The organism is Paraburkholderia sp. Ac-20347 (assembly GCF_017104805.1).
Taxonomy (GTDB): domain Bacteria; phylum Pseudomonadota; class Gammaproteobacteria; order Burkholderiales; family Burkholderiaceae; genus Paraburkholderia; species Paraburkholderia tropica.
Window position 1 is genome coordinate 1 of sequence record NZ_JAAGPN010000126.1, and the last position, 23,445, is coordinate 23,445.

Genomic DNA, 23,445 nt, shown 5'->3' on the forward strand with positions numbered 1-23,445 from the left:
CGCCGACGCCTACGCGCACCACGCGGCGCAGGCCGAACAGACGGCGGCCGCTGCGGCGACGCACGCCTACGCGGACGCGTCCGCCGATGCGGCGTCGGATGCGCATTCGGCGTCGTCAACCGATTGGGAACTGGGATGAGCCGCACGAACCGCAAGAGCGCCGCGGCGCTCGCCTACGACGACGCGGCTTCGCCCGACGCCGCGCCGCGCGTGGTCGCGAAGGGCTACGGCCTCGTCGCCGAGATGATCGTGCAGCGCGCGAAGGAAGCCGGCCTCTACGTGCACGAGGCGCCGGAAATGGTGTCGCTGCTGATGCAGGTCGATCTGGATTCGCAGGTGCCGCCGCAGCTTTATCAGGCCGTCGCGGAACTGCTCGCCTGGCTGCACGGGCTCGAAGTCGCGGGCAACGCGCAAGCCGCCGCCGCTGCCGCCGCGCATGGCCAGCAATCAGCCGCAGGCGAGGCGGGCGCGGCCCGCAACGCGCCCGATCCGAAATCGCTGTCGATCAATCCGTTCCACTTTCCGGCCTTGCCGGAGTGAGTCGCGCGGTTCCAGGCCGCGGGCCTCAGAACCGCAACATCACGCGGATCAGCGTGTTGAACAGCTTGCCGTAGGGCGGCGCGATCAGCCCGCGCGCGTTCAGGCGCGCCTGGGTGAACACGGGCTTCATCTTCGAGAAGGTCTGAAAACCCTCGTAGCCGTGATATGCGCCCATGCCGCTCGCGCCGACGCCGCCGAACGGCAGCCCTTCCGCGGCAATATGCATCAGCGTTTCGTTCACCGACATGCCGCCCGCCACGGTCTCGTGCGTCACGCGATCGACCGTGCGCGCGTCGTCGGCGTAGAGATAGAGCGCGAGCGGACGCGGACGCGCGTTCACGTAGCGCAGCGCCTCGTCGAGCGTGTCGTAGGGCACGATCGGCAGCAGCGGCCCGAAAATTTCCTCCTGCATCAATTGCGTCGAGTCGGGCGCGTTCGTCACGATCACGGGCGCGAACTGGCGCGTCGCGGCGTCGCGCGGACCGAGCGGATGCAGTTGCGCGCCCGCGGCCTGGGCTTCGTCGGCGAGTCGTTCGAGGCGCTCGAAATGGCGCGTCGAAATGATCGAGGTGTAATCGCGGTTGGTCGCGAATTGCGGATACAGCGTCTCAAAGCGCGTGTGCGCGCGGGCGATGAACGCCGCTTCGCTGCCGCGCGGCAGCAGCACGTAATCGGGCGCGATGCAGGTCTGCCCGGCGTTGAGCGTCTTACCGAGCAGCAGGCTGTCGACGGCGTAGTCGAAGCGCGCCTGCGTGCCGATCAGCGCGGGCGACTTGCCGCCCAGTTCGAGCGTGACCGGCGTGAGATGGTTGGCCGCCGCGCGCATCACTTCGTGGCCGACGCGCGTCGAGCCCGTGAACAGCAGATGGTCGAACGGCAGCGCGCTGAAGGCCGCGCCCACGGCCGCGTCGCCGTTCACGACCGCCACGTGATCGGGCGCGAAGGCCTGCGCGATCAGATCGGCGAACAGCGCGGACGTGCGCGGCGTCAGCTCGGACATCTTGATCAGCGCGCGGTTGCCCGCCGCGAGCGCACAGACGAGCGGACTCGCGCCCAGCAGCAGCGGATAGTTCCACGGCACGACGATGCCCGCCACGCCGAGCGGCTGCGGCACGACTTTCGCGCGTCCCGGCGCGAGCCATTTGCCCGCGCGGCGGCGCTGCGGCCGCATCCAGCGCTCGCCGTGCTTGAGCGCGGCGTCGATTTCCTGCTTGAGCACCACGAATTCCGCGAGCGCGACCTCGGCTTTCGAGCGCTGGCCGAAGTCCGCGTTCATCGCGTCGGCGAGCGCGTCCTGATTCGCGAACAGCACGTCGCGCAGCGTGCGCAGATGACGCGCGCGCGTGCTCCACGCCGGAAACGGCTCGCGCAGGAAGGCTTCGCGCTGCGTGGCGAGCAGCGCGGCGAGCGTGTCCGGCGTGTGCTCGCCGGTTGTGCTCGCGGCGCTTGCGCCGGGAGCGGGCTGCGGAGCAAGCGTTTCGGGCAGATCCTGCTTCATGGTCGGTCCTTGATGGAGTGAGGCGCGCGGGCGCTTGAGTTTTTGTGTTCGCTTTTTATCGCGCCAGATAATCGGCGGGCAGCGCGCGTTCGATCAGCGCGGCGTGGTCGAAGCGCGCGGGCAGCGTGCCGAACACGCGGTCGCAGTCGGCGGCATGTTCGTCGAGCCGCGTGGCGATGAACGCATCGGCGACTTCGGGCGGTCCGGCGCGCAGCAGCATCGCCTGCGCGATCAGCACGATCTGCTGCGCGATGCGCCGCGCGCTCGCCTCGCGCGATCCGGGCGCGCCGTTGAGCAGCGCCGCGAGCCGGTCGAGCGCGGCCGTGAGCACGGGATGATCGGCCGCTTCGCGACGCCACGCAAGAAAGAGCGCCTGGGCGGCGTCGGCCTCGCGTTCGAGCGCGCGCAGCACGTCGAGACACATCACGTTGCCGGAACCTTCCCAGATCGAGTTGACGGGCGCCTCGCGATAGAAGCGCGCCATCGGCCCTTCCTCGACGTAGCCGTTGCCGCCCCAGACTTCCATCGCCTCGCCCGTGAACGCGAGCGTGCGCTTGCAGACCCAGAACTTCGCGGCGGGCGTGACGATGCGCCGCCACGCGCGCGCTTCGAGCGCCTCGGCGTTTTCCTCGCCGGACTGCGCCGCCTGCGCGCTCTGCTCGAACGCGTGCGCGAGGCGCATGAACAGCACCGTCGCGGCTTCGGATTCGAGCGCGAGGTCGGCGAGCACGTTCTGCATCAGCGGCTGCTGCGCGAGCGGACGGCCGAACGCGCTGCGATGGCGCGCGTGATGGATCGCCTGCACGAGCGCCGCGCGCATCAGCGCCGCGCTGCCGATCACGCAGTCGAGCCGCGTGAAATTCGCCATTTCGATGATGGTCGGCACGCCGCGGCCTTCGTCGCCGATCATCACGCCCTCGGCGTCGAAGAATTCGACTTCGCTGCTCGCGTTCGAGCGGTTGCCGAGCTTCTCTTTCAGACGCTGCACGTTGACGGCGTTCTTCGTGCCGTCCGGCAGGAAGCGCGGCACGAAGAAGCACGAGAGGCCGTCGTGTTCGGTCGTGCGCGCGAGCACGAGGTGCGCGTCGCATTGCGGCGCGGAAAAGAACCACTTGTGGCCGGTCAGCAGATAGCGCGCGCCGCGTCCGCTCTGCGCGCCCGCCGGACGCGCTTCGGTGCGGTTGCTGCGCACGTCGGAGCCACCCTGTTTTTCGGTCATGCCCATGCCGATCATCATCGAGCGCTTGTGGGCGAGCGGCACGTCGCGCGCGTCGTGCTCGCGCGTGTAGAGCTTGTCGCGCAGCGTCTCGAACAGCGCCGCCTCGCGTTGCAGCACCGGAATGCTCGCGAACGTCATGGTGAGCGGGCAGAGCGAGCCCGATTCGAGCTGCGCGTGCAGAAAATAGCCCGCGCAGCGCGCGGCCATCGCGCCGGGACGCGGCTCGGAGAACGGCAGCGCGTGCAGGCCTTCGGCGCGCAGCAGCGCGAGCAGGTCGTGCCAGGCGGGATGAAATTCGATGGCGTCGATGCGCTCGCCGCGCGCGCTGTGCGTATGCAGTTCGGGCGCGTGGCGGTTGGCGAGATCGGCGAGCGCCTGCACGTCGGCTTCGCCGAGCTTCGCGCCATGACGCGCGAGTGCATCGCGATGCCACTGCGCGCCGGCGCGCGCGAGCGCCTCGCCGAGCGCGGCATCGGTGGAAAAAAGGTTGTAATCGGCGAGCGGCGGCGCCTGATTCGTGACTTCGTGCGTGGTGCCGGGGCGATGCTGGCGCAACGCGGCATCGGTCGCCTCAGGTGCGCTGGCCGGGTGCGTCGGGGCGATTGGGTTCATCGAGGCTGTCTCCATCGGCGGCGCGCAACGGGCGCGCGGTCATCGTGCCTGATCTGACGAAAAGCCCGCACGCGGCGTTCGCGCGAGGCCGTCGTGCTCGTTCGTGATGCGCACCGATGGCGGCCCGCGCCGCACGCGCCAGGACTGCGTGACTCAAGTCTCGACACATGCGGCGGGCCGGTTACTGGGCGCTCCAGCGCTCCCTGTGCTGCTTGCTGGAATCGTTTTTGTACCCGCCGACGCCGGGCGCCGGACGGTCCTTCATGTTAGTCGCCAATGAGACATCGTGTAATGTCAGGATTAGAGGGAACGCTCTGAGATAAAAGCTGACCCCGGTGCCTGACACTTCCTACAATCGGCCACAAACGTGAAATCGAACGAGCGTGCAACTAGGGTGCCTCAAGCGCCGCCCGGCTGCAACGCGAGATAACGCGACGTCCGCGAGACATCCACGAGACGTCCACGAGACTGAGAGGCAGCGTCCGCTGCATGGGCTGAAGGCAAGCGCGCGAGCGCCGGGCCGGGCCAACAGGAGGAGACATGCAATACGACTACGTGATCGTAGGTGGCGGTTCGGGCGGCGCATCGCTGGCCGGACGCCTGGCCGAACGCTGTCCCGACGCGAGCATCGCGCTGATCGAAGCCGGTCCGCACACCGAGCGCAATCTCTTCGTCAACATGCCGATGGGCGTGGCGGCGCTCGTGCCGTTCCGCACCAAGAACAACTACGCCTATCAGACGGTGCCGCAGCCTGGCCTGAACGGACGACGCGGTTACCAGCCGCGCGGCCGCGGCTTCGGCGGCTCCAGCGCCATCAACGCGATGATCTACACGCGCGGCCATCCGCTCGACTACGACGAATGGGCGCGACTCGGCTGCACGGGCTGGGCGTGGGACGACGTGCTGCCGTACTTCCTGCGCGCCGAGGACAACGCGCGCGGCGCGAATGCGTGGCACGGCGCGGGCGGCCCGCTCGGCGTGTCCGATCTGCGCGAGCGCAACGCGGTCGCGGAGCGCTTCGTGCAGGCCGCGCTCGAAGCGGGTTTCCCTGCCAACGACGACTTCAACGGCGCGCACCAGGAAGGCGTCGGCTTCTATCAGGTCACGCAGCGCGGCGGCGAGCGCTGCACGGTGGCGCGCGCGTATCTGTACGGCAAGCCGCGCCCGAATCTGCATCTGATCGCCGATGCCACCGTGCTGCGCGTGAGTTTCGACGGCGCGCGCGCGACCGGCGTGGAAGTCGCGCGCGCGGGCCGCAGCGAGCGCATCGAGGCGCGCGCCGAGGTGATCCTCGCGGCAGGCGCGTTCAACACGCCGCAACTGTTGATGTGTTCGGGCATCGGCCCGGCCGCGCATTTGCGCGAGCACGGCATCGCCGTGCAGCACGACGCGCCGGATGTCGGCCGCAATCTGATCGACCACATCGACTTCACCTATAACAAGCGCGTGCATTCGAGCGAGACCGTCGGTTATTCGCTGCGCGGCGCGGCGAAGATGGTGCCGGGCCTCGTGCGTTATCTGCGCGGGCGGCGCGGCATGTTCACGACCAACGTGGCGGAGGCGGGCGGTTTTCTGAAAAGCCGTCCGGAGCTGGAGCGGCCCGATCTGCAACTGCACTTCTGCACCGCGCTCGTCGACGATCACAGCCGCCGCCTGCACTGGGGGCATGGTTATTCGCTGCACGTCTGCGTGCTGCGCCCGGCGAGCCGCGGCACCGTGACGCTCGCGAGTGCCGATGCGCGCGAAGCGCCGGTGATCGATCCGCGCTTTCTGTCCGATGCGCGCGACCTCGATCTGCTCGTCGAAGGCGCGCGCATCGCGCGGCGCATTCTCGACGCGCCCTCGCTGCTGCGCATGGGCGGGCGCGAGATCTACACGCAGGCGGGGCAGAGCGACGCCGAACTGCGCGCGACGATTGCCGCGCACGCCGACACGATCTATCACCCGGTCGCGACCTGCCGCATGGGCGGCGACGCGCAATCGGTCGTCGACCCGCAGTTGCGCGTGCGCGGCGCGACGCATCTGCGCATCGCCGACGCCTCGGTGATGCCGACGCTCATCGGCGGCAACACCAACGCGCCGACCGTGATGATCGGCGAACGCGCGGCGGATCTGATCGTCGCGGCCCGGCGCGAAAGCGCGTCCACGCAGAGCGCGCAAATGACGGTCTGACACGCGCGTCCTTTTCGCAAGCGGGCGGTGGTGCGCTCGCTCGGACGAATCTCAAATCGCTTGGAAGAAACGCGAAGCCAGCGAGACGCACGACGTCTCGCTGGCTTTTTTCAATTGACGAAAATTGCTTAAAAAACGTCTTTTTCGTTAAATATTGTGTGAACTTCGCGGTATCCGCAATTTCGAGATTTCGGAGTCCCTATAATCGCGCGGCACCTTGGGCGTGTCAGTTGGCGCGTCCGCGAACTGGGAGGAACCGCCTCGATGAGCATCAACGTATTTCAACTGCTGGAAACGGTCCTGAGCGACGACGTCGTCCGCAACCTGTCCGGCCGCTTCGGCCTCGCGCCCGATCTCACGCGCAAGGTCACCGGCGCGATCGCGCCGGCGCTCGTCGCGGCGATCATGCATCGCGGCAGCACCGCCGACGGCGCGCGCAGCCTGTTCTCCACCATCATGTCGCCCGACGTGAACGCGAGCATCGGCAAGCAACTGCCCGAACTCCTGTCGAGCACCGCGGGCCTGAGCCAGCTCGAAACGCTGGGCCGCGATCTGATGCAGAAGGCGGCGGGCGTGAACGTCGGCGCACTCGCCGACGCGGTCGCGGCACAAACGGGCGCGGCGCAATCCACGGCTTTCTCGCTGACCGGCGTGGTCGGCGCGGCGCTGATGGGTATTCTCAAGCAGCACTTCACGTCGTCCCAGGGTTTCGTCGGGCAGTTGCCGACGCTGCTCGGCCATCAACTGTCGTCGGTCAACGCGAGCCTCACCGACCGCCTCGCGAGCGCGGTCGGCCTCGGCAGCGCGGGCGCGTTCGCGGGCTCGGTGCTCATGCGTCTGAAGGACGTGTCGGCGCATCTCGATCATCCGCAGCCGCCGGCGCGTCCGGTGTCGGCGTCGCTGCCGCCGCAGACGCTCGGCGACAGCACGCCGCCCATCGTCGCCGAAAAGCGCGGGCATTCGTGGCTCTGGTGGCTGCTCGCCGCGCTCGCGCTGATCGTGGCGTTCTTCGCGCTGCGCTCGTGCCATCGCGAGGAACCGGTGCAGGACGATCAGGCGGCCTCGGCGCCGGCGGCGGTCGCGGCTTCGGAAGCCAGCGCGGCCGACAATGCGTCGGCGCCTGCGATCACTTCGGCGGCGTCTGATGCGTCGGCGGCCAGCGCTGTCGTTGCACCTGCGCCCACGCAGGACTCGCATCTCTCGTTCACGGTCGACAAAAACGGCGTGCCGACGATTACGGCCACGGTCGGCACCGAAGCCGAGAAGACGCAGCTCGTCGACGCGCTCACGAAGCAGTTCGGCGACGGCAAGTTCAACGCCAACGTGACGGTCGACGCCGCCACGAAGCCGGCCGACTGGCTCGCGCACCTCGACGGCCTGCTGCCGCTGATGGCGCTGCCCGGCGCGGAAGTGAAGATCGACGGCGCGCACGTCGAACTGAGTGGCACGGCCGCCGACGCCAAGCTCGGCTGGCTCGACAAGCTCAAGGCGCTGTTCGGCTCGGGCTTCGACATTGGCGTGTTCAACGTGCAGAAGGCCGTGGCCGACGCCACGCAGTCGTTCCGCGACGCCGTGAAGGGCCTGTTCGTCAGCGACAGCTCGTGCGCGGGCAGCGACGTGGCGAAGGTGCTCAATCTGCAGGTCATCAACTTCAAGACCGCAAGCTCGGTGATTCCGGCCTCGGCCGCGCAGGATCTGCGCGACTCGGCCAAGGCGCTGAAGGCGTGCGCGAAGCAGGGCAAGCCGGTGCAGCTCGAAGTGGCGGGCTATTCGGATAACGTCGGCGTGGCGGCGACCAACCTCGCGCTCTCGAAGCAGCGCGCGCAAGCCGTGCGCACCTTCCTCGTCGCGCAGGGCGTGGCGGGCAGCACGCTCAAGGCCGAAGGTTACGGCGACGCCAATCCGGTCGCCGCGAACGACACCGAAAGCGGCCGCTTCCGTAATCGCCGCATCGAGTTCGTGGCGAAGTAAGCCGAGGCGCGTCGGTTAGCGTCATCAGCAACAGCGCAAAAAGCCGTCCGGCGTGAGCCGGGCGGCTTTTTTCATGCTTCGACCGTTGCGTCTCACCCCTGGGCGGCCGGTTGCTCCAGACCGGGCGGCCCAACGAAATCGTCGAGGAAATTGGACGGCTTGCCGTACTCCTCGCGCGCCACCGCGAGCCACGCGCGCGCCGCGTGCGAGAGATAGCCGTTGCGCTTCCAGCCGATCGCCATGTCCCAGGTGATGGTCGGCTCGGTCACCGGCAGGCAGGTGAAGCGCGCGGCGTCGAGCCGTCGCACATAAGGCGCGGGCAGCAGCGCGATGCCCACGCCCGCGAGCACGAGCGCCGCCATCAGATCCCAGTGGCCGCTGCGGCCGACGATCTGCGGCGCGAAACCGGCCGTGCGGCAGGCGCTCAGCACGACGTCGTTGAGCGCGAGGCTTTCGCCGTAGAACACGAACGGCTCGTTGGCGAGTTCGCCAAGCGGCACGCTGAGCTTGTTGTCCCAGCGCGAGCCGCGCTGCGCGACCAGCCACAGCACCTCGTGCGAGATCGGCAGGAGATCGATCTGCTCGGGATCGACGGGCAGCAGCACGCCGCCCAGTTCGAGCTCGCCCGAAATCAGCGCCGCCTCGATCGCGCGCGAACCCTGCTCGAACAGCTTCAGTTCGATCTTCGGATAACGCTGACGGAACGCCGCGATCGCGGGCGTGAAGAGCGAGCCGCCCATCGGCGGAATGCCGATGGTGAGTTCGCCGCGCCCGAGCGTGCCGAGATCGGCGAGTTCCGCCTGCAACTGCGCGTGCGCGGCGAGCACGTCCTGGCCGCGCTGATAGACGATGCGACCGGCGTCGGTGAGCACCATCTGGCGCGCGTCGCGCAGCAGCAGCTGGGTGCCGGTTTCGTCTTCGAGCGCTTTCACCATCTTGCTGATGGTCGGCTGCGTGACGTGCATCTGCTCGGCGGCGGCGGTGAAGCTTTGCTGCCGCACCACTTCGATGAAATACCGCAGGGCGCGCAATTCCACAGTTGTGCCTCCTTATACGCTGCATGTGCGCACAAATCCGGTGCATTCCAAATTCGAATGCACCGGATAATCGTAAGTCATTATATTTATGCTGCGCTGCACCCTATACTGACTTCCATTCCGATGTCACTTAGGGTTTGCCATGACTGCCTCGACCACTTCCGCACGCGCCCCGCAATCCGGCGGTTTCGCCCGCGTTGGCCGGATCGCGGCGCAGTCCTCGCTGCTCGCCGGCGTCTGGTTTATCGCCGATCAACTCTCGCGCGCCGTGCACCTGCCGGTGCCGGGCGGCGTGGTCGGCCTCGTGCTGCTGCTGGTGCTGCTGTTCTGCGGCGGCGTGGCGCCGCGCTGGGTCAAGGCGGGCGCCGACTGGCTGCTCTCCGACATGCTGCTGTTCTTCATCCCGGCCGCGGTGGCGGCCGTGCAGTACGGCGGTCTGTTTCGCGCCGACGGCTGGCGCCTCGCGCTGGTCGTGGTCGGCGGCACGCTGATGGTGATGGTGGCCGTGGCGTTCGCCGTCGAACAGGCCGCGCGGCTCGAACGCCGTCTCGCGCTGCGCCGCGTGCGTCATGTGCGCGATGCGCGTCATCTGGCGCGCGCCTGAACGTCGCACGACATTCCGTTTTCGCTGATTCCGCCCGTCTCCCAAGGATGATTCCGTCATGAACACGTTCTACGCTTCGCTGTTCGCCGACGATGCCTCCCGGCTGATCGCCGCGGGCTGTTTCATCCTCACCGTCGCGCTCTATTTCGCCTCGAAGGCGCTCTACGCGCGCGTGCGCTCGCCGTGGCTCACGCCGCTGCTGGCGGTGCCGGTCGTGCTGGGCGCGATCGTGCTGCTGCTGCATATTCCGTATCCGGTCTACTTTCAGGACACGCGCTGGCTGATGTGGCTGCTCGGCCCCGCCACGGTGGCGTTCGCCGTGCCGATCTACGAATACCGCGCACTGCTCAAGCGCCACTGGATCTCGCTCGCGGTGGGCGTGACGGTCGGCATCATGGTGGCGGTGGGCGGCTCGCTCGCGCTTGCGAAGCTGCTGCATCTGTCGCCCGAACTGCAACGCAGCCTGATGACGCGCTCGGTCTCCACGCCGTTCGCGCTCGCGGTCTCCGACAAGATTCACGCGCCGCGCGACCTCACCGCGCTGTTCGTGATCGCCACCGGCCTCTGCGGCATGCTGTTCGGCGAACTGGTGCTCGGGCTCGTGCCGCTGCGCACGCGTCTCGCGCGCGGCGCGCTGTTCGGCGCGGCGGCGCACGGCGTGGGCACCGCGAAGGCGCGCGAACTGGGCAGCGAAGAAGGCGTGGTCGCGAGCCTGACGATGATGATCGCGGGCGTGGTGATGGTGCTGCTCGCGCCGGCGCTGGGCTTTCTGCCGATCTGAGATCCGGACAGAGGGCGGCGAGGGCGGACGGCGTCGCGCGACACCGCCTTTTCGACCGGCATTTGATCTGCGACGATCCGCACCGCCGCGACGCAAGCGCGCGGCGATCCGCGATTCTGAGACGGGGCTACCATCGCGCGATTCCCCGCGTTTTCCGCGGCCAGTAAGCGCTGCGTTCCATGTCTGAAATCTCCGTCATCATTCCCTGTTTCAACGGCGCCGCCACGCTGGCGCGCGCGCTCGACAGCTGCCTCGCGCAGCCCGAAGCCACCCGGATTCTCGTCGTCGACGACGGTTCTACCGATGCCTCCGCGTCCATCGTGCGCGTCTACGCCTTGCGCGACGCGCGCGTGCGGCTGCTGCAGATGCCCGGCAACGCCGGACCGGCCCGCGCACGCAACTGGGCGGCGCTGAACACCGCCACGCCGCTGCTCGCCTTTCTCGACGCCGACGACGAATACCTGCCCGGCGCGCTCGCCGCCGCCGGCGCGCATCTCGACGCGCATCCGCACGAAGCGGTGATCCGGCTCGACGTCGATTACGCGGGCTTTCCCGCGCGCCTCACGCGGCATCCCCAATTCGCGGAATTTGCAGCCGTGCTCAGCAACACGGTGCCGAGCAGCCTTGTGATCCGCCGCAACGTGCTGCTCGCGCTCGGCGGCTTTCCCACCGACGAACTGTTCCGCCGCTACGGCGGCGAGGATGGCGCGCTGTCGTGGTCGCTGCGCGAAATCTTCGGCCAGCGCCGCCTGATCGACGCCAAACGCGTGCGCATGCACTGGCACCCGGGCATCCACGCGGAGCGTTTTCTGAACATCCAGATGGGTTTCACCGAAGCCGATCCGGTCGCCAACGAAGCCACGTTGCGCGCCTCGCGCGCCTGGCTCGACACCGCGCGCGCCAGCGTGCAGCAGTTGCGCGCGCTGCAGATCGCGCCGGACGCACCGGATACGCCCGCGCGCTGAGCCGCTCGGATGCGGCCCTGTCTTTCCGACGCGCCGCAGTCATCTCGATTTGCTACAATCACGCCTCGTCTTCGAGGAGCGTTGCGACGGATGTCACCCATCCGCCAGGCTCGGAGGCGCTCAATACGGCCAGCTCATGGTTTTCATGCCACGAACGCACCGCACTGAAAAACGGCGCTCACGTCTTTAATTTCTAGTCACTTTTAGAAAGGAGGGCGTGATGAACGCCGCAATTCCGCAAGATCAAGCCAAGGATTTCATCGTTGCCGACATGTCGCTTGCCGCCTGGGGCCGCAAGGAACTCGACATCGCCGAAACCGAAATGCCCGGCCTCGTGCAAACGCGCGAAGAATACAAGGCGCAGCAGCCGCTGAAGGGCGCGCGCATCGCCGGTTCGCTGCACATGACGATCCAGACGGGCGTGCTGATCGAAACGCTGACGGCACTCGGCGCCGACGTGCGCTGGGCCTCGTGCAACATCTTCTCGACGCAGGACCACGCCGCCGCCGCGATCGCCGCGGGCGGCACGCCGGTGTTCGCGTTCAAGGGCGAATCGCTCGACGAATACTGGGAGTTCTCGCACCGCATCTTCGAATGGCCGAACGGCGAATTCGCCAACATGATCCTCGACGACGGCGGCGACGCCACGTTGCTGCTGATCCTCGGCTCGAAGGCTGAAAAGGACCGCTCGGTCATCGCCAAGCCGACGAACGAAGAAGAAGTCGCGCTGTACAAGTCGATCGAAAAGCACCTCGCGATCGATCCGGCGTGGTACTCGACGCGCCTCGCGCACATCAAGGGCGTGACGGAAGAAACCACCACGGGCGTGCACCGCCTGTACCAGATGGAAAAGGAAGGCCGTCTGCCGTTCCCGGCCATCAACGTCAACGACTCGGTCACGAAGTCGAAGTTCGACAACCTGTACGGCTGCCGCGAGTCGCTCGTCGACGGCATCAAGCGCGCGACCGACGTGATGATCGCGGGCAAGATCGCGGTCGTGGCCGGTTACGGCGACGTGGGCAAGGGCTGCGCGCAATCGCTGCGCGGTCTGGGCGCCACGGTGTGGGTCACGGAAATCGATCCGATCTGCGCGCTGCAAGCCGCGATGGAAGGCTACCGCGTCGTGACGATGGAATACGCCGCCGACAAGGCCGACATCTTCGTGACGGCCACCGGCAACTTCCACGTGATCGGCCATGACCACATGAAGGCGATGCGCCACAACGCGATCGTCTGCAACATCGGTCACTTCGACTCGGAAATCGACGTTGCCTCGACGCGCCAGTACACGTGGGAAAACATCAAGCCGCAAGTCGACCACATCATCTTCCCGGACGGCAAGCGCGTGATCCTGCTGGCCGAAGGCCGCCTCGTGAACCTCGGCTGCGCCACGGGCCATCCGTCGTTCGTGATGTCGAACTCGTTCACGAACCAGACGCTCGCGCAGATCGAACTGTTCTGCGAAGGCCAGAAGTACGAGAATAAGGTCTACGTGCTGCCGAAGCATCTCGACGAAAAGGTCGCGCGTCTGCACCTTGCGCGCATCGGCGCGAACCTGTCGGTGCTGTCGGACGACCAGGCTTCGTACATCGGCGTCGACAAGAACGGTCCGTTCAAGCCGAACCACTACCGCTATTAAGTCGATTCGCGTCGACTCGACGTTGTCGGCTTTGACTGTTACGGGTCGATACAAAACCGCAGCGAGACGGCCCTTATTTTTAAGACGTCTTTAAGCGAGCAGCCCGATGCTGTGACTACGCCCGCGCGCTCATCGATGCGCGCGGGCGCACCACATAACCACGACGCAAGAGGACTCACCATGACCGTGTTGCTGACCTGGCTGATCAACGCGCTCGCGCTGTTGATCATCACCTGGCTGGTTCCGTCGATCCACGTGCGCAGCTTCGGCACCGCGCTCATCGTGGCGCTGGTGCTCGGCCTGATCAACGCCGTGCTGCGCCCGCTGCTCATCGTCCTCACGCTGCCCGTGACGATCCTCACGCTCGGCCTGTTCATCCTCGTGGTGAACGCGCTGTGCTTCTGGCTCGCCGCGTCGCTGCTCAAGGGCTTCGAGGTGTCGGGCTTCTGGTCGGCGTTCTTCGGCTCGATCCTGTACAGCATCGTGTCGTGGCTGCTGTCGGCGCTGATCTTCGGCAACCGCAGCCTCGGCTGATCGACGCGTAGTTGACGTCACGTTGACGACCCGGCCGGGGCTCGCCGCCTCGGCCCACTCATCATGAAACCGATCGAACTCTCATTCGAATTCTTCCCGCCGAAGACCCCGGACGGCGTCGAGAAGCTGCGCGCCACGCGCGAACAGCTGCTCGCGTTCAAGCCGCGGTTCGTTTCGGTGACCTTCGGCGCGGGCGGCTCGACGCAACAGGGCACGCTCGACACCGTCGCCGACATCGCGAGAGAAGGCGTGGATGCGGCGCCGCACCTTTCGTGCATCGGCGCGACGCGCGACAACCTGCGCGAGATCCTCGCGCAGTACCGCTCGCACGGCATCCGTCACATCGTGGCGCTGCGCGGCGACCTGCCTTCGGGCATGGGCGAAATGGGCGAGCTGCGCTATGCGTCGGATCTCGTCGCGTTCATCCGCGCCGAAACCGGCGACGCGTTCCACATCGAAGTGGCCGCGTATCCCGAATATCACCCGCAGGCGCGCTCGCCGCGTCACGACCTCGAAGCGTTCGCGCAAAAGGTGAAAGCGGGCGCCGATTCGGCGATCACGCAGTACTTCTTCAACGCCGACGCGTATTTCCGCTTTGTCGACGACGCGCGCAAGCTGGGCGTGGACGTGCCGATCGTGCCCGGCATCATGCCGATCACGAACTACTCGCAGCTCATGCGCTTCTCGGAAATGTGCGGCGCGGAAGTGCCGCGCTGGGTCGCGAAGCGTCTGGAAAGCTTCGGCGACGACCGCGAAGCGATCCGCGCCTTCGGCCTCGACGTGGTGACGGACCTGTGCCGCCGACTCGTCGACGGCGGCGCGCCGGGCCTGCACTTCTACACGCTCAACGCGGCCAACGCGACGAAGGCGATCTGCGAACGTCTGGGCGTTTAAGCGTCCGAACCGCGCGCCAGGGCGGCGCGTCGGTAGCGAATCAAGCTGTATCCGCGAACCGCGCGGTGTCCTTTTCGAAGGCGCCGCGCGGTTTTTTCATGGGCGCGGCAAACCGGGATGCTGATGTGGGTCAAGCGGTCTGAATCGAGACGGTGCTGATAATTGCCGATTCGCTTTTTCACGCGCCTTCTTCTCCTTCTGCCTATCCGTCAGATCGCGCGCCCCGGCTGACGCCGTCGGCGGCGGCCGTCCATCATGAATCCCGTTGCCTTGACCGATCCCGCTCCCGACGCCGACACGTTCGCCGGCGCCTTCGCTGCATGGCGCGCCGGCGCGCACGACGAAGCGCGCGCACGCTGCGACCGGCTGATCGCTGCCAACGATCGGGACGCCGACGCGCTGCATCTGGCGGGCATCATCGCCACGCCGCGCGACCGGCTGGCGGCGCGCGCGCTGATCGAGCGCGCGCTCGCCGTGCGCCACGATCCTTATTTCCTCGTGAGCCTCGCGCTCACCTACGATCCGGCGACGCAGACGGCCGACGCGATCGCCGCGCTCGAACGCGCGCTCGCGCTCCAGCCCGACCTCGCGATCGCGCTGAACAATCTCGCCAATCTGCGCGCCCAGCAGGGCGACACGGCGCGCGCGCTGGCCCTGTTCGAACGCGTGCTGACGCTTGCGCCCGATTACGCGGCCGCGCACTACAACTACGGCAGCCTGCTGCTGAGGAGCGGCGAGGCCGCGCGCGCGGAGGCGCCGTTGCGCCGCGCGGTGGCGATCGATCCGGGCAACGTGAACGCGTTGAACAACCTCGCCACTGTGCTGATCGCGGTGCGTCGCACGGGCGACGCGCTGACTCTGCTGGAGCACGCGCGCACGCTCGCGCCCGATTCGCCCGACGTGCTCACGAATCTCGGCTGTCAGCTACGCACGATCGGCCGTTACGGCGAGGCGCGCGACGCGCTCGCGCGTGCGCTCGAACTTAATCCCGGCAATGCGGCCGCCTGGAACAACCTCGGCAATGTCCAAGTCGATCTCGCGCATCTCGACGACGCGCTCGCGCACTTCCTGCGCGCCATCGAAATCGATCCGCGCTTCGCGAACGCGCACAGCAATCTCGGCAATGTGTTCAAGAACATGGGCCGTATCGAGGACGCCATCGCCGCCTACCGCCGCGCGCTCGACTGCGATCCCGGCAGTCTGGGCGCGCACAGCAATCTGGTCTACGCGCTGACCTTCGCGAGCGACGACGGCCCCGCGATCCTCGCGGAAACCGAGCGCTTTTCCGCCGCGCACGAGCGCGCGTGGCAGCGCGCGCCGCTGATGCAACTCAAGCCGCACGCGTATGCGAACACGCCGGAGCCGGCGCGGCGGCTGCGTATCGGCTATGTCTCGCCCGATTTCCGCAACCATTGCCAGGCGCTGTTCATGCAGCCGCTGCTTGCGCATCACGACCACGCGGCGTTCGAAATCGTTTGCTACTCGCTCGTCCCGCAAGCCGACGAGGTCACCGCGCAGCTCGCCCGTTACGCGGATCACTGGCGCGACGTCAGCCAGCTCGACGACGACGGCCTCGCGCAGCAGATTCGCGCCGACCACATCGACATCCTCGTCGACCTGACGATGCACATGGACGGCGCGCGCCGCCTCGTGTTCGCGCGTCGGCCCGCGCCGGTGCAGGCGGCGTGGCTCGCGTATCCGGGCACGACCGGCAGTCCGGCGATGGACTGGCGGTTCAGCGATCCGTGGCTCGATCCGCGCGATCAGCCGCACATCGACGCGCAGTACACGGAACGCACGCTGCGCCTGCCCGATACGTTCTGGTGCTACGACGCGCAGGCGCCCGGCATTGAGGTGAGCGCACTGCCAGCGTTAGCCGCGTCAGCCGCGCTGTCGACGGCGCTTATCACGTTTGGCTGTCTCAACAATCCCTGCAAGCTCACCGACGCCACCTTCGCGCTCTGGTCGGGCGTATTCGCCGCGTTGCGCGAGGCGGGGCAACGCACGCGTCTCGTGCTGATGGCGCCGCCGGGTAGCGCGCGCGAACGCCTGAACACGCGCCTCGCGGCGCACGGCATCGATGCGGCGCAGGTGAACTACGTGGGCTTCCAGTCGCGCATCGACTATCTGCGCACGTGGTCGCAGATCGACATCGCGCTCGACACCTTCCCGTACAACGGCCACACGACGAGCCTCGATGCGTTCTGGATGGGCGTGCCCGTGCCCACGCGCGTCGGTCGCACGGCGCATGCGCGCGCCGGTTTATCGCTGCTGAGCAATCTCGGCTTGCCGGAACTGGCCGCGCACAGCGACGCGGACTATGTCGGGATCGTCGTGTCGCTGGCGCGCGATTTGCCGCGCCTTTCCGCGCTGCGCGCCGGATTGCGTGCGCGCATGCAGGCGTCGCCGCTGATGGACGGCGCGCGATTTGCTCGGGGCATGGAAGCCGCGTGGCGCGAGATGTGGCGAGACTGGTGCGCGCGCGACGCCGCTCCGGCGGCGATTGCGTCAGCGGATGCGTCCACATCACCGTGATCGCGGTCGCGCAACGCGTCTTTCGCTCACGTTGAGTCTGCATTAAGCCGCGGCGTGAAATGCGCAAAACAACTAAAAAATCCCCACGAATGATGATAAAACGACCAAAAGCGTGCAAGAAATCGCCCGGAATGCTTGAGCCGTCGCCACCCCGAGGCTAAGCGACGCGCTTCGGCGCGCGCCTGTCAAGCGAGCGTTTTCCACGAGCCGTGGGACTTTTTGGCTCGCTTGTGACGGCGTAGAAAGGGCAGGTAAGATCGCGCTACGCTGGCCCCGGCCGGCATTGAACTGGAGGAAACATGAAACAAAACAAACTGTTGCGTGCTGCACGACTGACGTCTCTCGTGGCGCTCGCAGCGGCATCGATTGCAGGCGCCCCGTTCGCGCACGCCGCGGGCAGCATCCCGAACAAGACGCTCGTCTACTGCTCGGAAGGCAGCCCCGCCGGTTTCGACCCGGCGCAGTACACGACCGGCGTCGACTTCACCGCGAACACGTTCACCGTCTACAACCGTCTCGTCGAGTTCGAACGCGGCGGCACCAAGGTCGAACCGGGCCTCGCGCAATCGTGGGATGTTTCCCCTGACGGCAAGACTTACACGTTCCATCTGCGCCACGGCGTGAAATTCCAGACCACGTCGTTCTTCAAGCCCACGCGCGAATTCAACGCCGACGACGTCGTGTTCACGTTCCAGCGCATGCTCGACCCGAACCAGCCGTTCCGCAAGGCGTACCCGGTGTCGTTCCCGTACTTCACCGACATGGGCCTCGACAAGCTGATCGCCAAGGTCGAAAAGGTCGATCCGTACACCGTGAAGTTCACGCTGAGCGAGCCGAACGCGCCGTTCATCCAGAACATGGCGATGGAATTCGCGTCGATTCTCTCGGCCGAATACGCCGACCAGCTGCTCAAGGCCGGCAAGGCCGCTGACATGAACCAGTTCCCGGTCGGCACGGGTCCGTTCATCTTCAAGAGCTACACGAAGGACGCCACGATCCGCTTCGACGGCAATCCGGATTACTGGAAGCCGGGCGCGGTGAAGATCTCGAAGCTGATCTTCTCGATCACGCCGGACGCGAGCGTGCGCGTGCAAAAGCTCAAGCGCGACGAATGCCAGGTGATGAGCTATCCGCGTCCCGCCGACATCGCGCCGCTGAAGGCCGAACCGAACATCGCCATGCCGTCGCAGCCGGGCTTCAACCTCGGCTACCTGTCGTACACCGTGACGCGCAAGCCGATGGACAAGCTCGAAGTGCGTCAGGCGCTCGACATGGCGATCAACAAGAAGGCGATCATCGAGTCGGTGTATCAGGGCGCGGGTCAGGCGGCGACCAATCCGATGCCGCCGACGCAATGGTCCTACGACAAGTCGCTCAAGGCGCAGCCGTACGATCCGGCGAAGGCCAAGGCGCTGCTCGCGAAGGCCGGTTTCCCGAACGGCTTCGAGATGACGCTGTGGGCGATGCCGGTGCAGCGCCCGTATAACCCGAACGCGCGTCTGATGGCCGAAATGATCCAGGCCGACTGGGCGAAGATCGGCGTGAAGGCGAAGATCGTCACGTACGAGTGGGGCGAGTACATCAAGCGCGCGCACGCGGGCGAGGACGATTCGATGCTGATCGGCTGGACCGGCGACAATGGCGATCCGGACAACTGGCTCGGCACGCTGCTCGGCTGCGAAGCCGTGAACGGCAACAACTTCGGCAAGTGGTGCTACAAGCCGTTCGACGACCTGGTCCAGAAGGGCCGTCAGACGTCGGATCAGGCCGAGCGCACGAAGATCTACACGCAGGCGCAGCAGATCTTCGCGCAGCAACTGCCGTTCTCGCCGATCGCCCACTCGACCGTCTATCAGCCGGTCAGCAAGAAGGTGATCGACATGCGCATCGAGCCGCTCGGCTACGCGCGTTTCGACGGCGTGGGCATGCAGTAAAGATCATCGGGTAAGACTTTCCGTTTCCTCGTTGCGCCCGCACACCGGGAAAACAGGCGGAAAATGGTCCGGCGACCGGGGTCACGAGCCCCTGTCGCCGGTTGCGTTTCATTTCAGGCTCATTGAAGTTTTAGGGGGGAACACCACATGTTCCGCTTCGTATTGCGCCGCATCGGCATGGTGATTCCGACCTTCATCGGCATCACGATTCTGGCGTTCGCGCTCATTCACCTGATTCCGGGCGACCCCATCGAAGTGATGATGGGCGAGCGCGGCGTCGATCCTCAAATGCACGCCGACGCGATGCACCGCCTCGGGCTCGACGAGCCTCTGCCGATGCAGTATCTGCACTACGTCGGCCACGCGCTGCAAGGCAACCTCGGCACCTCGATCATCACCAACACGAGCGTGATGGGCGAGTTTCTGGCGCGCTTTCCGGCCACCGTCGAACTGTCGATCTGCGCGCTGATCTTCGCGCTCGTGGTCGGGCTGCCGGCGGGCGTGTTCGCGGCGCTGCGACGCGGCACCGTGGTCGATCACGGCGTGATGGGCACGGCGCTCACAGGCTACTCCATGCCGATCTTCTGGTGGGGCCTCATCCTCATCATGGTGTTCTCGTCGAAGCTCGGCTGGACGCCGGTTTCCGGGCGCATCGCGGTGGAATTCGACATTCCGCACGTGACCGGCTTCATGCTGATCGACTCGCTCCTGCCGGGCACCGACGAAGGTTCGTTCCGCTCCGCGCTCTCGCATCTGATCCTGCCCGCGATCGTGCTCGGCACGATTCCGCTCGCGGTGATCGCGCGCATGACGCGTTCGTCGATGCTCGAAGTGCTGCGCGAGGACTACATCCGCACCGCGCGCGCCAAGGGGCTGTCGCCGGTGCGCGTGATCGTCGTGCACGCGCTGCGCAACGCGCTGATTCCCGTCGTGACCGTGATCGGCCTGCAGGTCGGCACGCTGCTCGCGGGCGCGGTGCTCACCGAAACGCTGTTCTCCTGGCCCGGCATCGGCAAATGGCTGATCGACGCGATCAGCCGCCGCGATTATCCGGTGGTGCAGGGCGGCATTCTCATGATCGCGACGCTCGTGATCCTCGTGAATCTGGTCGTCGATCTGCTGTACGGCGTGCTGAATCCGCGCATTCGCCATACGAGGTAAGCCGCACATGAACAAGACCACCCCACAACACAATCGAAACGAGGAGGCGTGATGGCTGACATTCAGAACACCGCGCCGCGCGCGGTCACGCCGCCTTCGGGACGCGCGCTCGTGCTGCGCGAATTCTGGGCGAACTTCTCGCGCAACAAGGGCGCCGTCGGCGCGGGCGTGATCGTCCTGCTGCTGGTTTTCGTGGCGATCTTCGCGCCGCTGATCGCGCCGCACAGCCCGATCGAGCAATACCGCGACTACGTGAAGATTCCGCCCGCCTGGCTCGACGGCGGCAACTGGAAGTTCATTCTCGGCACCGACGAAGCAGGCCGCGACATTCTCTCGCGCCTGATGTTCGGCGCGCGCCTGTCGCTGTGGATCGGCTGCGTCTCGGTCGTGCTCGCGCTGATTCCGGGCATCGTGCTCGGGCTCGTCGCCGCGTTCTTCGAGAAATGGGCCGACACGCCGATCATGCGTCTCATGGACGTGCTGCTCGCGCTGCCTTCGCTGCTGCTCGCGGTGGCCGTGGTGGCGATCATCGGTCCGGGCCTCACCAACACCATGCTCGCGATCGCGATCGTGGCGCTGCCCGGCTACGTGCGGCTCACGCGCGGCTCGGCGCTCGGCGAACTGCACAAGGAATACGTGACCGCCTCGCGCGTGGCGGGCGCGGGCACGCTGCGGCTGATGTTCTCGCAGGTGCTGCCCAACTGCACCGCGCCGCTGATCGTGCAGGCCACGCTCGGTTTCAGCTCGGCGATTCTCGACGCGGCCGCGCTCGGCTTTCTCGGCCTCGGCGTGCAGCCGCCCGCCGCGGAGTGGGGCGCGATGCTCGCCTCGGCGCGCGACTACATCGACAGCGCATGGTGGATCGTCACGATGCCTGGCCTCTCGATTCTGATCTCGGTGCTCGCGATCAACCTGCTCGGCGACGGGCTGCGCGACGCACTCGATCCCAAGCTGAAGCGGATGGCCTGACATGAAAACGACCCCCACACTCCCTTCGGACGTTGCCCCCCGAGGGGGCGTCAGTCCTCTTGGGGCGGCCCGGCGAGGCCTGACATGACTCAAGAACTTCTTACCATCCGCAATCTGGCCGTGAATTTCAACGGCCTGCCCGCCGTCGACCGCGTGAATCTGTCCGTGGCGCCGGGCGAAGTGCTCGGCATCGTCGGCGAATCGGGTTCGGGCAAAAGCGTGACGATGATGGCGCTGATGGGCCTGATCGACGCGCCCGGCAAGGTCACGGCCGATTCGATCACCTTCGACGGCCGCGATCTGCTCAACGCGACCGGCAAGGAGCGCCGCCGCATCGTCGGCAAGGACATCGCGATGGTGTTCCAGGACGCGCTCACGAGCCTGAATCCGAGCTACACGGTCGGCTATCAGATCAAGGAAGTGCTCAAGCTGCACGAAGGTCTGCGCGGCTCGGCGCTGCATGCGCGCGCGCTCGAACTGCTCGACCAGGTGGGCATTCCGGACGCGAAGAACCGCATCGACAACTTCCCGCACCAGATGTCGGGCGGCATGAACCAGCGCGTGATGATCGCGATGGCGGTGGCCTGCAATCCGAAGCTGCTGATCGCCGACGAACCCACCACGGCGCTCGACGTGACGATTCAGGCGCAGATCATGGAACTGCTCGTGCGTCTGCAGAAAGAGCGCGGCATGGCGCTCGTGCTGATCTCGCACGATCTGGCCGTGGTCTCCGAAGTCGCGCAGCGCGTGGCCGTGATGTATGCGGGCGAGATCATCGAAACGAACCGCGTGCCGGATATCTTCGCGCGTGCGCATCATCCGTACACGGAGGCGCTGCTCGCCGCGATTCCCGAGCACAACCAGGGCGCGGCGCGCCTGGCCGCGCTGCCGGGCATGGTGCCGGGCCGCGACGACCGACCGAGCGGGTGTCTGTTCGCGCCGCGCTGCAAGTACGTGATCGACGACTGCAACAAGGCGCGCCCCGCGCTCGCCGAGGTCGCCGATCAAAGCGGCTGCGCGCGCGTGCGCTGCATCAAGCCGCTGAACGTGCAGGGCGCGACGGCGGCTCAGGCGATGAACCACACGAACGGAGGCGCGCGATGAACGCAGTCCAGAAACCCGCGCCCGACGACAAGGTGCTCGTCGCCGAGGATCTCAAGAAGCATTACAGCGTCAAGCGCGGCATGTTCGGCACGGGCACCGTGAAGGCGCTCAACGGCGTGTCGTTCTCGCTCTCGCGCGGGCGCACGCTCGCGGTGGTGGGCGAGTCGGGCTGCGGCAAGTCCACGCTCGCGCGCCAGCTCACGATGATCGAGCCGCCCACCTCGGGCAAGCTCACGATCGACGGCGAGGACGTGGCTAGTGCGAGCCGCGAGAAGATCGCCGCGCTGCGCCGCCGCGTGCAGATGGTGTTCCAGAACCCGTTCGCCTCGCTCAATCCGCGCAAGACCGTCGAGCAGACGCTCGGCGAGCCGCTCGCGATCAACACGAAACTCACCGCGAGCGAGCGCGCGGACCGCATCGCGCACATGATGCGCATCGTCGGCTTGCGGCCCGAGCACGCCAAGCGTTATCCGCATATGTTTTCGGGCGGGCAGCGCCAGCGTGTGGCGATCGCGCGCGCGATGATTCTCGATCCGCAGATCGTGGTCGCCGACGAGCCAGTGTCGGCGCTCGACGTGTCGATCCAGGCGCAGATCCTCAATCTGTTCATGGATCTGCAGGAGCAGTTCCGCACCAGCTACGTGTTCATCTCGCACAATCTGGCGGTGGTCGAGCACATCGCCGACGACGTGATGGTGATGTACCTCGGCGGCGTGGCGGAACTCGGCGACAAGGCCACGGTGATCGGCCGGCCGCGCCATCCGTACACGCGCTCGCTGCTTTCGGCCACGCCCGCGATCTTCGAGGCGGACCGCCGCGTGAAGATCAAGCTGGAGGGCGAACTGCCTTCGCCGCTCAATCCGCCGTCGGGCTGCACGTTCCATCAGCGCTGCCCTTACGCGATCGAGCGGTGTCGTCAGGAAGTGCCACAACTTCGCGAAGTTGATGGGCGTCAGGTATCCTGCCATCGTGCGGAAGAGGTGGGGGAAATGGATGGGAGCAGCAGTTCGGCCTGATGAAGCGGTGGCGCGCCATCAGGCGCGCGCGCTTTCAGGCGGCTGCTCCGCCATGTCGATGACGACGCGCGCGCGCCGGCAAGCACGCGCGCAGTGGCTGGCGAGGAGGGCTCGCGCGGGTTTGCGGATGGTTTTTCGCTCGGTGTGGGGATGTGCGGGTCCGATGGACGGGCGGCGCGCATCGTGGCGGGGTCTCGCGCGTTCGGCATTGGGCGCGGCGCTGGCGTTGGCGGTCGTGCTCGGCTCGTATGCGGGCGACG

Annotated in this window: 20 protein-coding genes and 1 riboswitch; of the genes, 15 read left to right on the plus strand and 5 right to left on the minus strand. The window is 66.9% G+C overall.

Translation table 11 applies throughout. The features are described from left to right. The first annotated feature begins 135 nt into the window (after positions 1-135). Positions 136-540, plus strand: coding sequence for an EscU/YscU/HrcU family type III secretion system export apparatus switch protein (locus tag G3N97_RS22785; RefSeq protein WP_205995230.1), 405 nt, complete (start codon positions 136-138; stop codon positions 538-540). 25 nt (positions 541-565) lie between these two features. Here the strand turns inward: G3N97_RS22785 and G3N97_RS22790 are convergent, their stop codons facing one another. After that, positions 566-2,038, minus strand: a complete 1,473-nt coding sequence (locus G3N97_RS22790) for a coniferyl aldehyde dehydrogenase (protein ID WP_205995231.1) — start codon at positions 2,036-2,038, stop codon at positions 566-568. Between the two features lie 55 nt (positions 2,039-2,093). Next, on the minus strand, positions 2,094-3,812 hold the full coding sequence (locus tag G3N97_RS22795) for an isovaleryl-CoA dehydrogenase (protein WP_205995243.1): 1,719 nt from the start codon (positions 3,810-3,812) through the stop codon (positions 2,094-2,096). Between the two features lie 597 nt (positions 3,813-4,409). On the opposite strand from G3N97_RS22795, the gene G3N97_RS22800 reads away from it, so the two are divergent. After that, a complete protein-coding gene (locus G3N97_RS22800) occupies positions 4,410-6,041 on the plus strand; it encodes a GMC family oxidoreductase N-terminal domain-containing protein (RefSeq protein ID WP_205995232.1) in 1,632 nt (543 codons plus the stop codon). Positions 6,042-6,305: 264 nt separating this feature from the next. Further along, a complete protein-coding gene (locus G3N97_RS22805) occupies positions 6,306-8,012 on the plus strand; it encodes an OmpA family protein (protein WP_205995233.1) in 1,707 nt (568 codons plus the stop codon). Positions 8,013-8,104: 92 nt separating this feature from the next. On the opposite strand, the gene G3N97_RS22810 is transcribed toward G3N97_RS22805, so the two are convergent. Next, the gene (locus tag G3N97_RS22810; RefSeq protein ID WP_074982785.1) at positions 8,105-9,049 is read right to left on the minus strand and encodes a LysR family transcriptional regulator; all 945 of its coding nucleotides are present in this window, start codon (positions 9,047-9,049) and stop codon (positions 8,105-8,107) included. Positions 9,050-9,191: 142 nt separating this feature from the next. Here G3N97_RS22810 and G3N97_RS22815 point away from each other — a divergent pair, with 142 nt between their 5' ends. The 6 genes from G3N97_RS22815 to metF all read left to right on the plus strand — a co-directional run bounded on the left by G3N97_RS22815 (position 9,192) and on the right by metF (position 14,466). Then, positions 9,192-9,653 carry a CidA/LrgA family protein gene (locus tag G3N97_RS22815; RefSeq protein ID WP_205995234.1) on the plus strand — a complete coding sequence of 154 codons (462 nt, stop codon included), beginning with the start codon at positions 9,192-9,194 and terminating at the stop codon, positions 9,651-9,653. A gap of 58 nt (positions 9,654-9,711) precedes the next feature. Continuing rightward, positions 9,712-10,434 (plus strand): LrgB family protein, encoded by a 723-nt coding sequence (locus G3N97_RS22820; RefSeq protein WP_065065645.1) that lies wholly within the window; start codon positions 9,712-9,714, stop codon positions 10,432-10,434. Positions 10,435-10,613: 179 nt separating this feature from the next. Then, positions 10,614-11,399, plus strand: coding sequence for a glycosyltransferase (locus G3N97_RS22825; protein WP_205995235.1), 786 nt, complete (start codon positions 10,614-10,616; stop codon positions 11,397-11,399). Between the two features lie 67 nt (positions 11,400-11,466). Beyond that, positions 11,467-11,586, plus strand: a riboswitch (S-adenosyl-L-homocysteine riboswitch). 33 nt (positions 11,587-11,619) lie between these two features. Continuing rightward, positions 11,620-13,038 (plus strand): adenosylhomocysteinase, encoded by a 1,419-nt coding sequence (gene ahcY / locus G3N97_RS22830; RefSeq protein WP_183038392.1) that lies wholly within the window; start codon positions 11,620-11,622, stop codon positions 13,036-13,038. A gap of 180 nt (positions 13,039-13,218) precedes the next feature. Further along, on the plus strand, positions 13,219-13,572 hold the full coding sequence (locus G3N97_RS22835; RefSeq protein WP_065065647.1) for a phage holin family protein: 354 nt from the start codon (positions 13,219-13,221) through the stop codon (positions 13,570-13,572). A gap of 63 nt (positions 13,573-13,635) precedes the next feature. Next, on the plus strand, positions 13,636-14,466 hold the full coding sequence (gene metF / locus G3N97_RS22840) for a methylenetetrahydrofolate reductase [NAD(P)H] (RefSeq protein WP_205995236.1): 831 nt from the start codon (positions 13,636-13,638) through the stop codon (positions 14,464-14,466). Here metF and G3N97_RS22845 read toward each other — a convergent pair. Continuing rightward, on the minus strand, positions 14,463-14,648 hold the full coding sequence (locus G3N97_RS22845) for a hypothetical protein (RefSeq protein ID WP_205995237.1): 186 nt from the start codon (positions 14,646-14,648) through the stop codon (positions 14,463-14,465). The genes metF and G3N97_RS22845 overlap by 4 nt on opposite strands. 73 nt (positions 14,649-14,721) lie before the next feature. Here G3N97_RS22845 and G3N97_RS22850 point away from each other — a divergent pair, with 73 nt between their 5' ends. The 6 genes from G3N97_RS22850 to G3N97_RS22875 all read left to right on the plus strand — a co-directional run bounded on the left by G3N97_RS22850 (position 14,722) and on the right by G3N97_RS22875 (position 23,185). After that, positions 14,722-17,001: a tetratricopeptide repeat protein gene (locus tag G3N97_RS22850; protein WP_205995238.1), complete on the plus strand. Its 2,280-nt coding sequence runs from the start codon at positions 14,722-14,724 to the stop codon at positions 16,999-17,001. Between the two features lie 299 nt (positions 17,002-17,300). Further along, complete coding sequence (locus tag G3N97_RS22855) at positions 17,301-18,935, plus strand: ABC transporter substrate-binding protein (RefSeq protein WP_205995239.1); 1,635 nt, start codon at positions 17,301-17,303, stop codon at positions 18,933-18,935. Positions 18,936-19,082: 147 nt separating this feature from the next. Next, positions 19,083-20,096, plus strand: coding sequence for an ABC transporter permease subunit (locus tag G3N97_RS22860; RefSeq protein ID WP_205995240.1), 1,014 nt, complete (start codon positions 19,083-19,085; stop codon positions 20,094-20,096). Between the two features lie 51 nt (positions 20,097-20,147). Then, positions 20,148-21,065, plus strand: a complete 918-nt coding sequence (locus G3N97_RS22865; RefSeq protein ID WP_065065652.1) for an ABC transporter permease subunit — start codon at positions 20,148-20,150, stop codon at positions 21,063-21,065. Between the two features lie 84 nt (positions 21,066-21,149). Beyond that, on the plus strand, positions 21,150-22,169 hold the full coding sequence (locus G3N97_RS22870; RefSeq protein ID WP_176079579.1) for an ABC transporter ATP-binding protein: 1,020 nt from the start codon (positions 21,150-21,152) through the stop codon (positions 22,167-22,169). Further along, a complete protein-coding gene (locus tag G3N97_RS22875) occupies positions 22,166-23,185 on the plus strand; it encodes a peptide ABC transporter ATP-binding protein (RefSeq protein WP_205995241.1) in 1,020 nt (339 codons plus the stop codon). Before G3N97_RS22870 ends, G3N97_RS22875 begins: the two co-directional genes overlap by 4 nt. Before the next feature lie 18 nt (positions 23,186-23,203). Here the strand turns inward: G3N97_RS22875 and G3N97_RS22880 are convergent. Further along, on the minus strand, positions 23,204-23,445 hold a 242-nt coding region (locus G3N97_RS22880), incomplete at its 5' end, for a hypothetical protein (RefSeq protein WP_205995242.1).

Excerpts from the sequence above, each read along its gene's own strand:
- G3N97_RS22825 (WP_205995235.1), top strand. The coding sequence starts at position 10,614 with ATGTCTGAAATCTCCGTCATCATTCCCTGTTTCAACGGCGCCGCCACG.
- G3N97_RS22800 (WP_205995232.1), top strand. The coding sequence starts at position 4,410 with ATGCAATACGACTACGTGATCGTAGGTGGCGGTTCGGGCGGCGCATCG.
- metF (WP_205995236.1), top strand. The coding sequence starts at position 13,636 with ATGAAACCGATCGAACTCTCATTCGAATTCTTCCCGCCGAAGACCCCG.
- G3N97_RS22820 (WP_065065645.1), top strand. The coding sequence starts at position 9,712 with ATGAACACGTTCTACGCTTCGCTGTTCGCCGACGATGCCTCCCGGCTG.
- ahcY (WP_183038392.1), top strand. The coding sequence starts at position 11,620 with ATGAACGCCGCAATTCCGCAAGATCAAGCCAAGGATTTCATCGTTGCC.
- G3N97_RS22855 (WP_205995239.1), top strand. The coding sequence starts at position 17,301 with ATGAAACAAAACAAACTGTTGCGTGCTGCACGACTGACGTCTCTCGTG.
- G3N97_RS22850 (WP_205995238.1), top strand. The coding sequence starts at position 14,722 with ATGAATCCCGTTGCCTTGACCGATCCCGCTCCCGACGCCGACACGTTC.
- G3N97_RS22860 (WP_205995240.1), top strand. The coding sequence starts at position 19,083 with ATGTTCCGCTTCGTATTGCGCCGCATCGGCATGGTGATTCCGACCTTC.
- G3N97_RS22785 (WP_205995230.1), top strand. The coding sequence starts at position 136 with ATGAGCCGCACGAACCGCAAGAGCGCCGCGGCGCTCGCCTACGACGAC.
- G3N97_RS22875 (WP_205995241.1), top strand. The coding sequence starts at position 22,166 with ATGAACGCAGTCCAGAAACCCGCGCCCGACGACAAGGTGCTCGTCGCC.
- G3N97_RS22805 (WP_205995233.1), top strand. The coding sequence starts at position 6,306 with ATGAGCATCAACGTATTTCAACTGCTGGAAACGGTCCTGAGCGACGAC.
- G3N97_RS22790 (WP_205995231.1), bottom strand. The coding sequence starts at position 2,038 with ATGAAGCAGGATCTGCCCGAAACGCTTGCTCCGCAGCCCGCTCCCGGC.
- G3N97_RS22870 (WP_176079579.1), top strand. The coding sequence starts at position 21,150 with ATGACTCAAGAACTTCTTACCATCCGCAATCTGGCCGTGAATTTCAAC.
- G3N97_RS22815 (WP_205995234.1), top strand. The coding sequence starts at position 9,192 with ATGACTGCCTCGACCACTTCCGCACGCGCCCCGCAATCCGGCGGTTTC.
- G3N97_RS22835 (WP_065065647.1), top strand. The coding sequence starts at position 13,219 with ATGACCGTGTTGCTGACCTGGCTGATCAACGCGCTCGCGCTGTTGATC.
- G3N97_RS22865 (WP_065065652.1), top strand. The coding sequence starts at position 20,148 with ATGGCTGACATTCAGAACACCGCGCCGCGCGCGGTCACGCCGCCTTCG.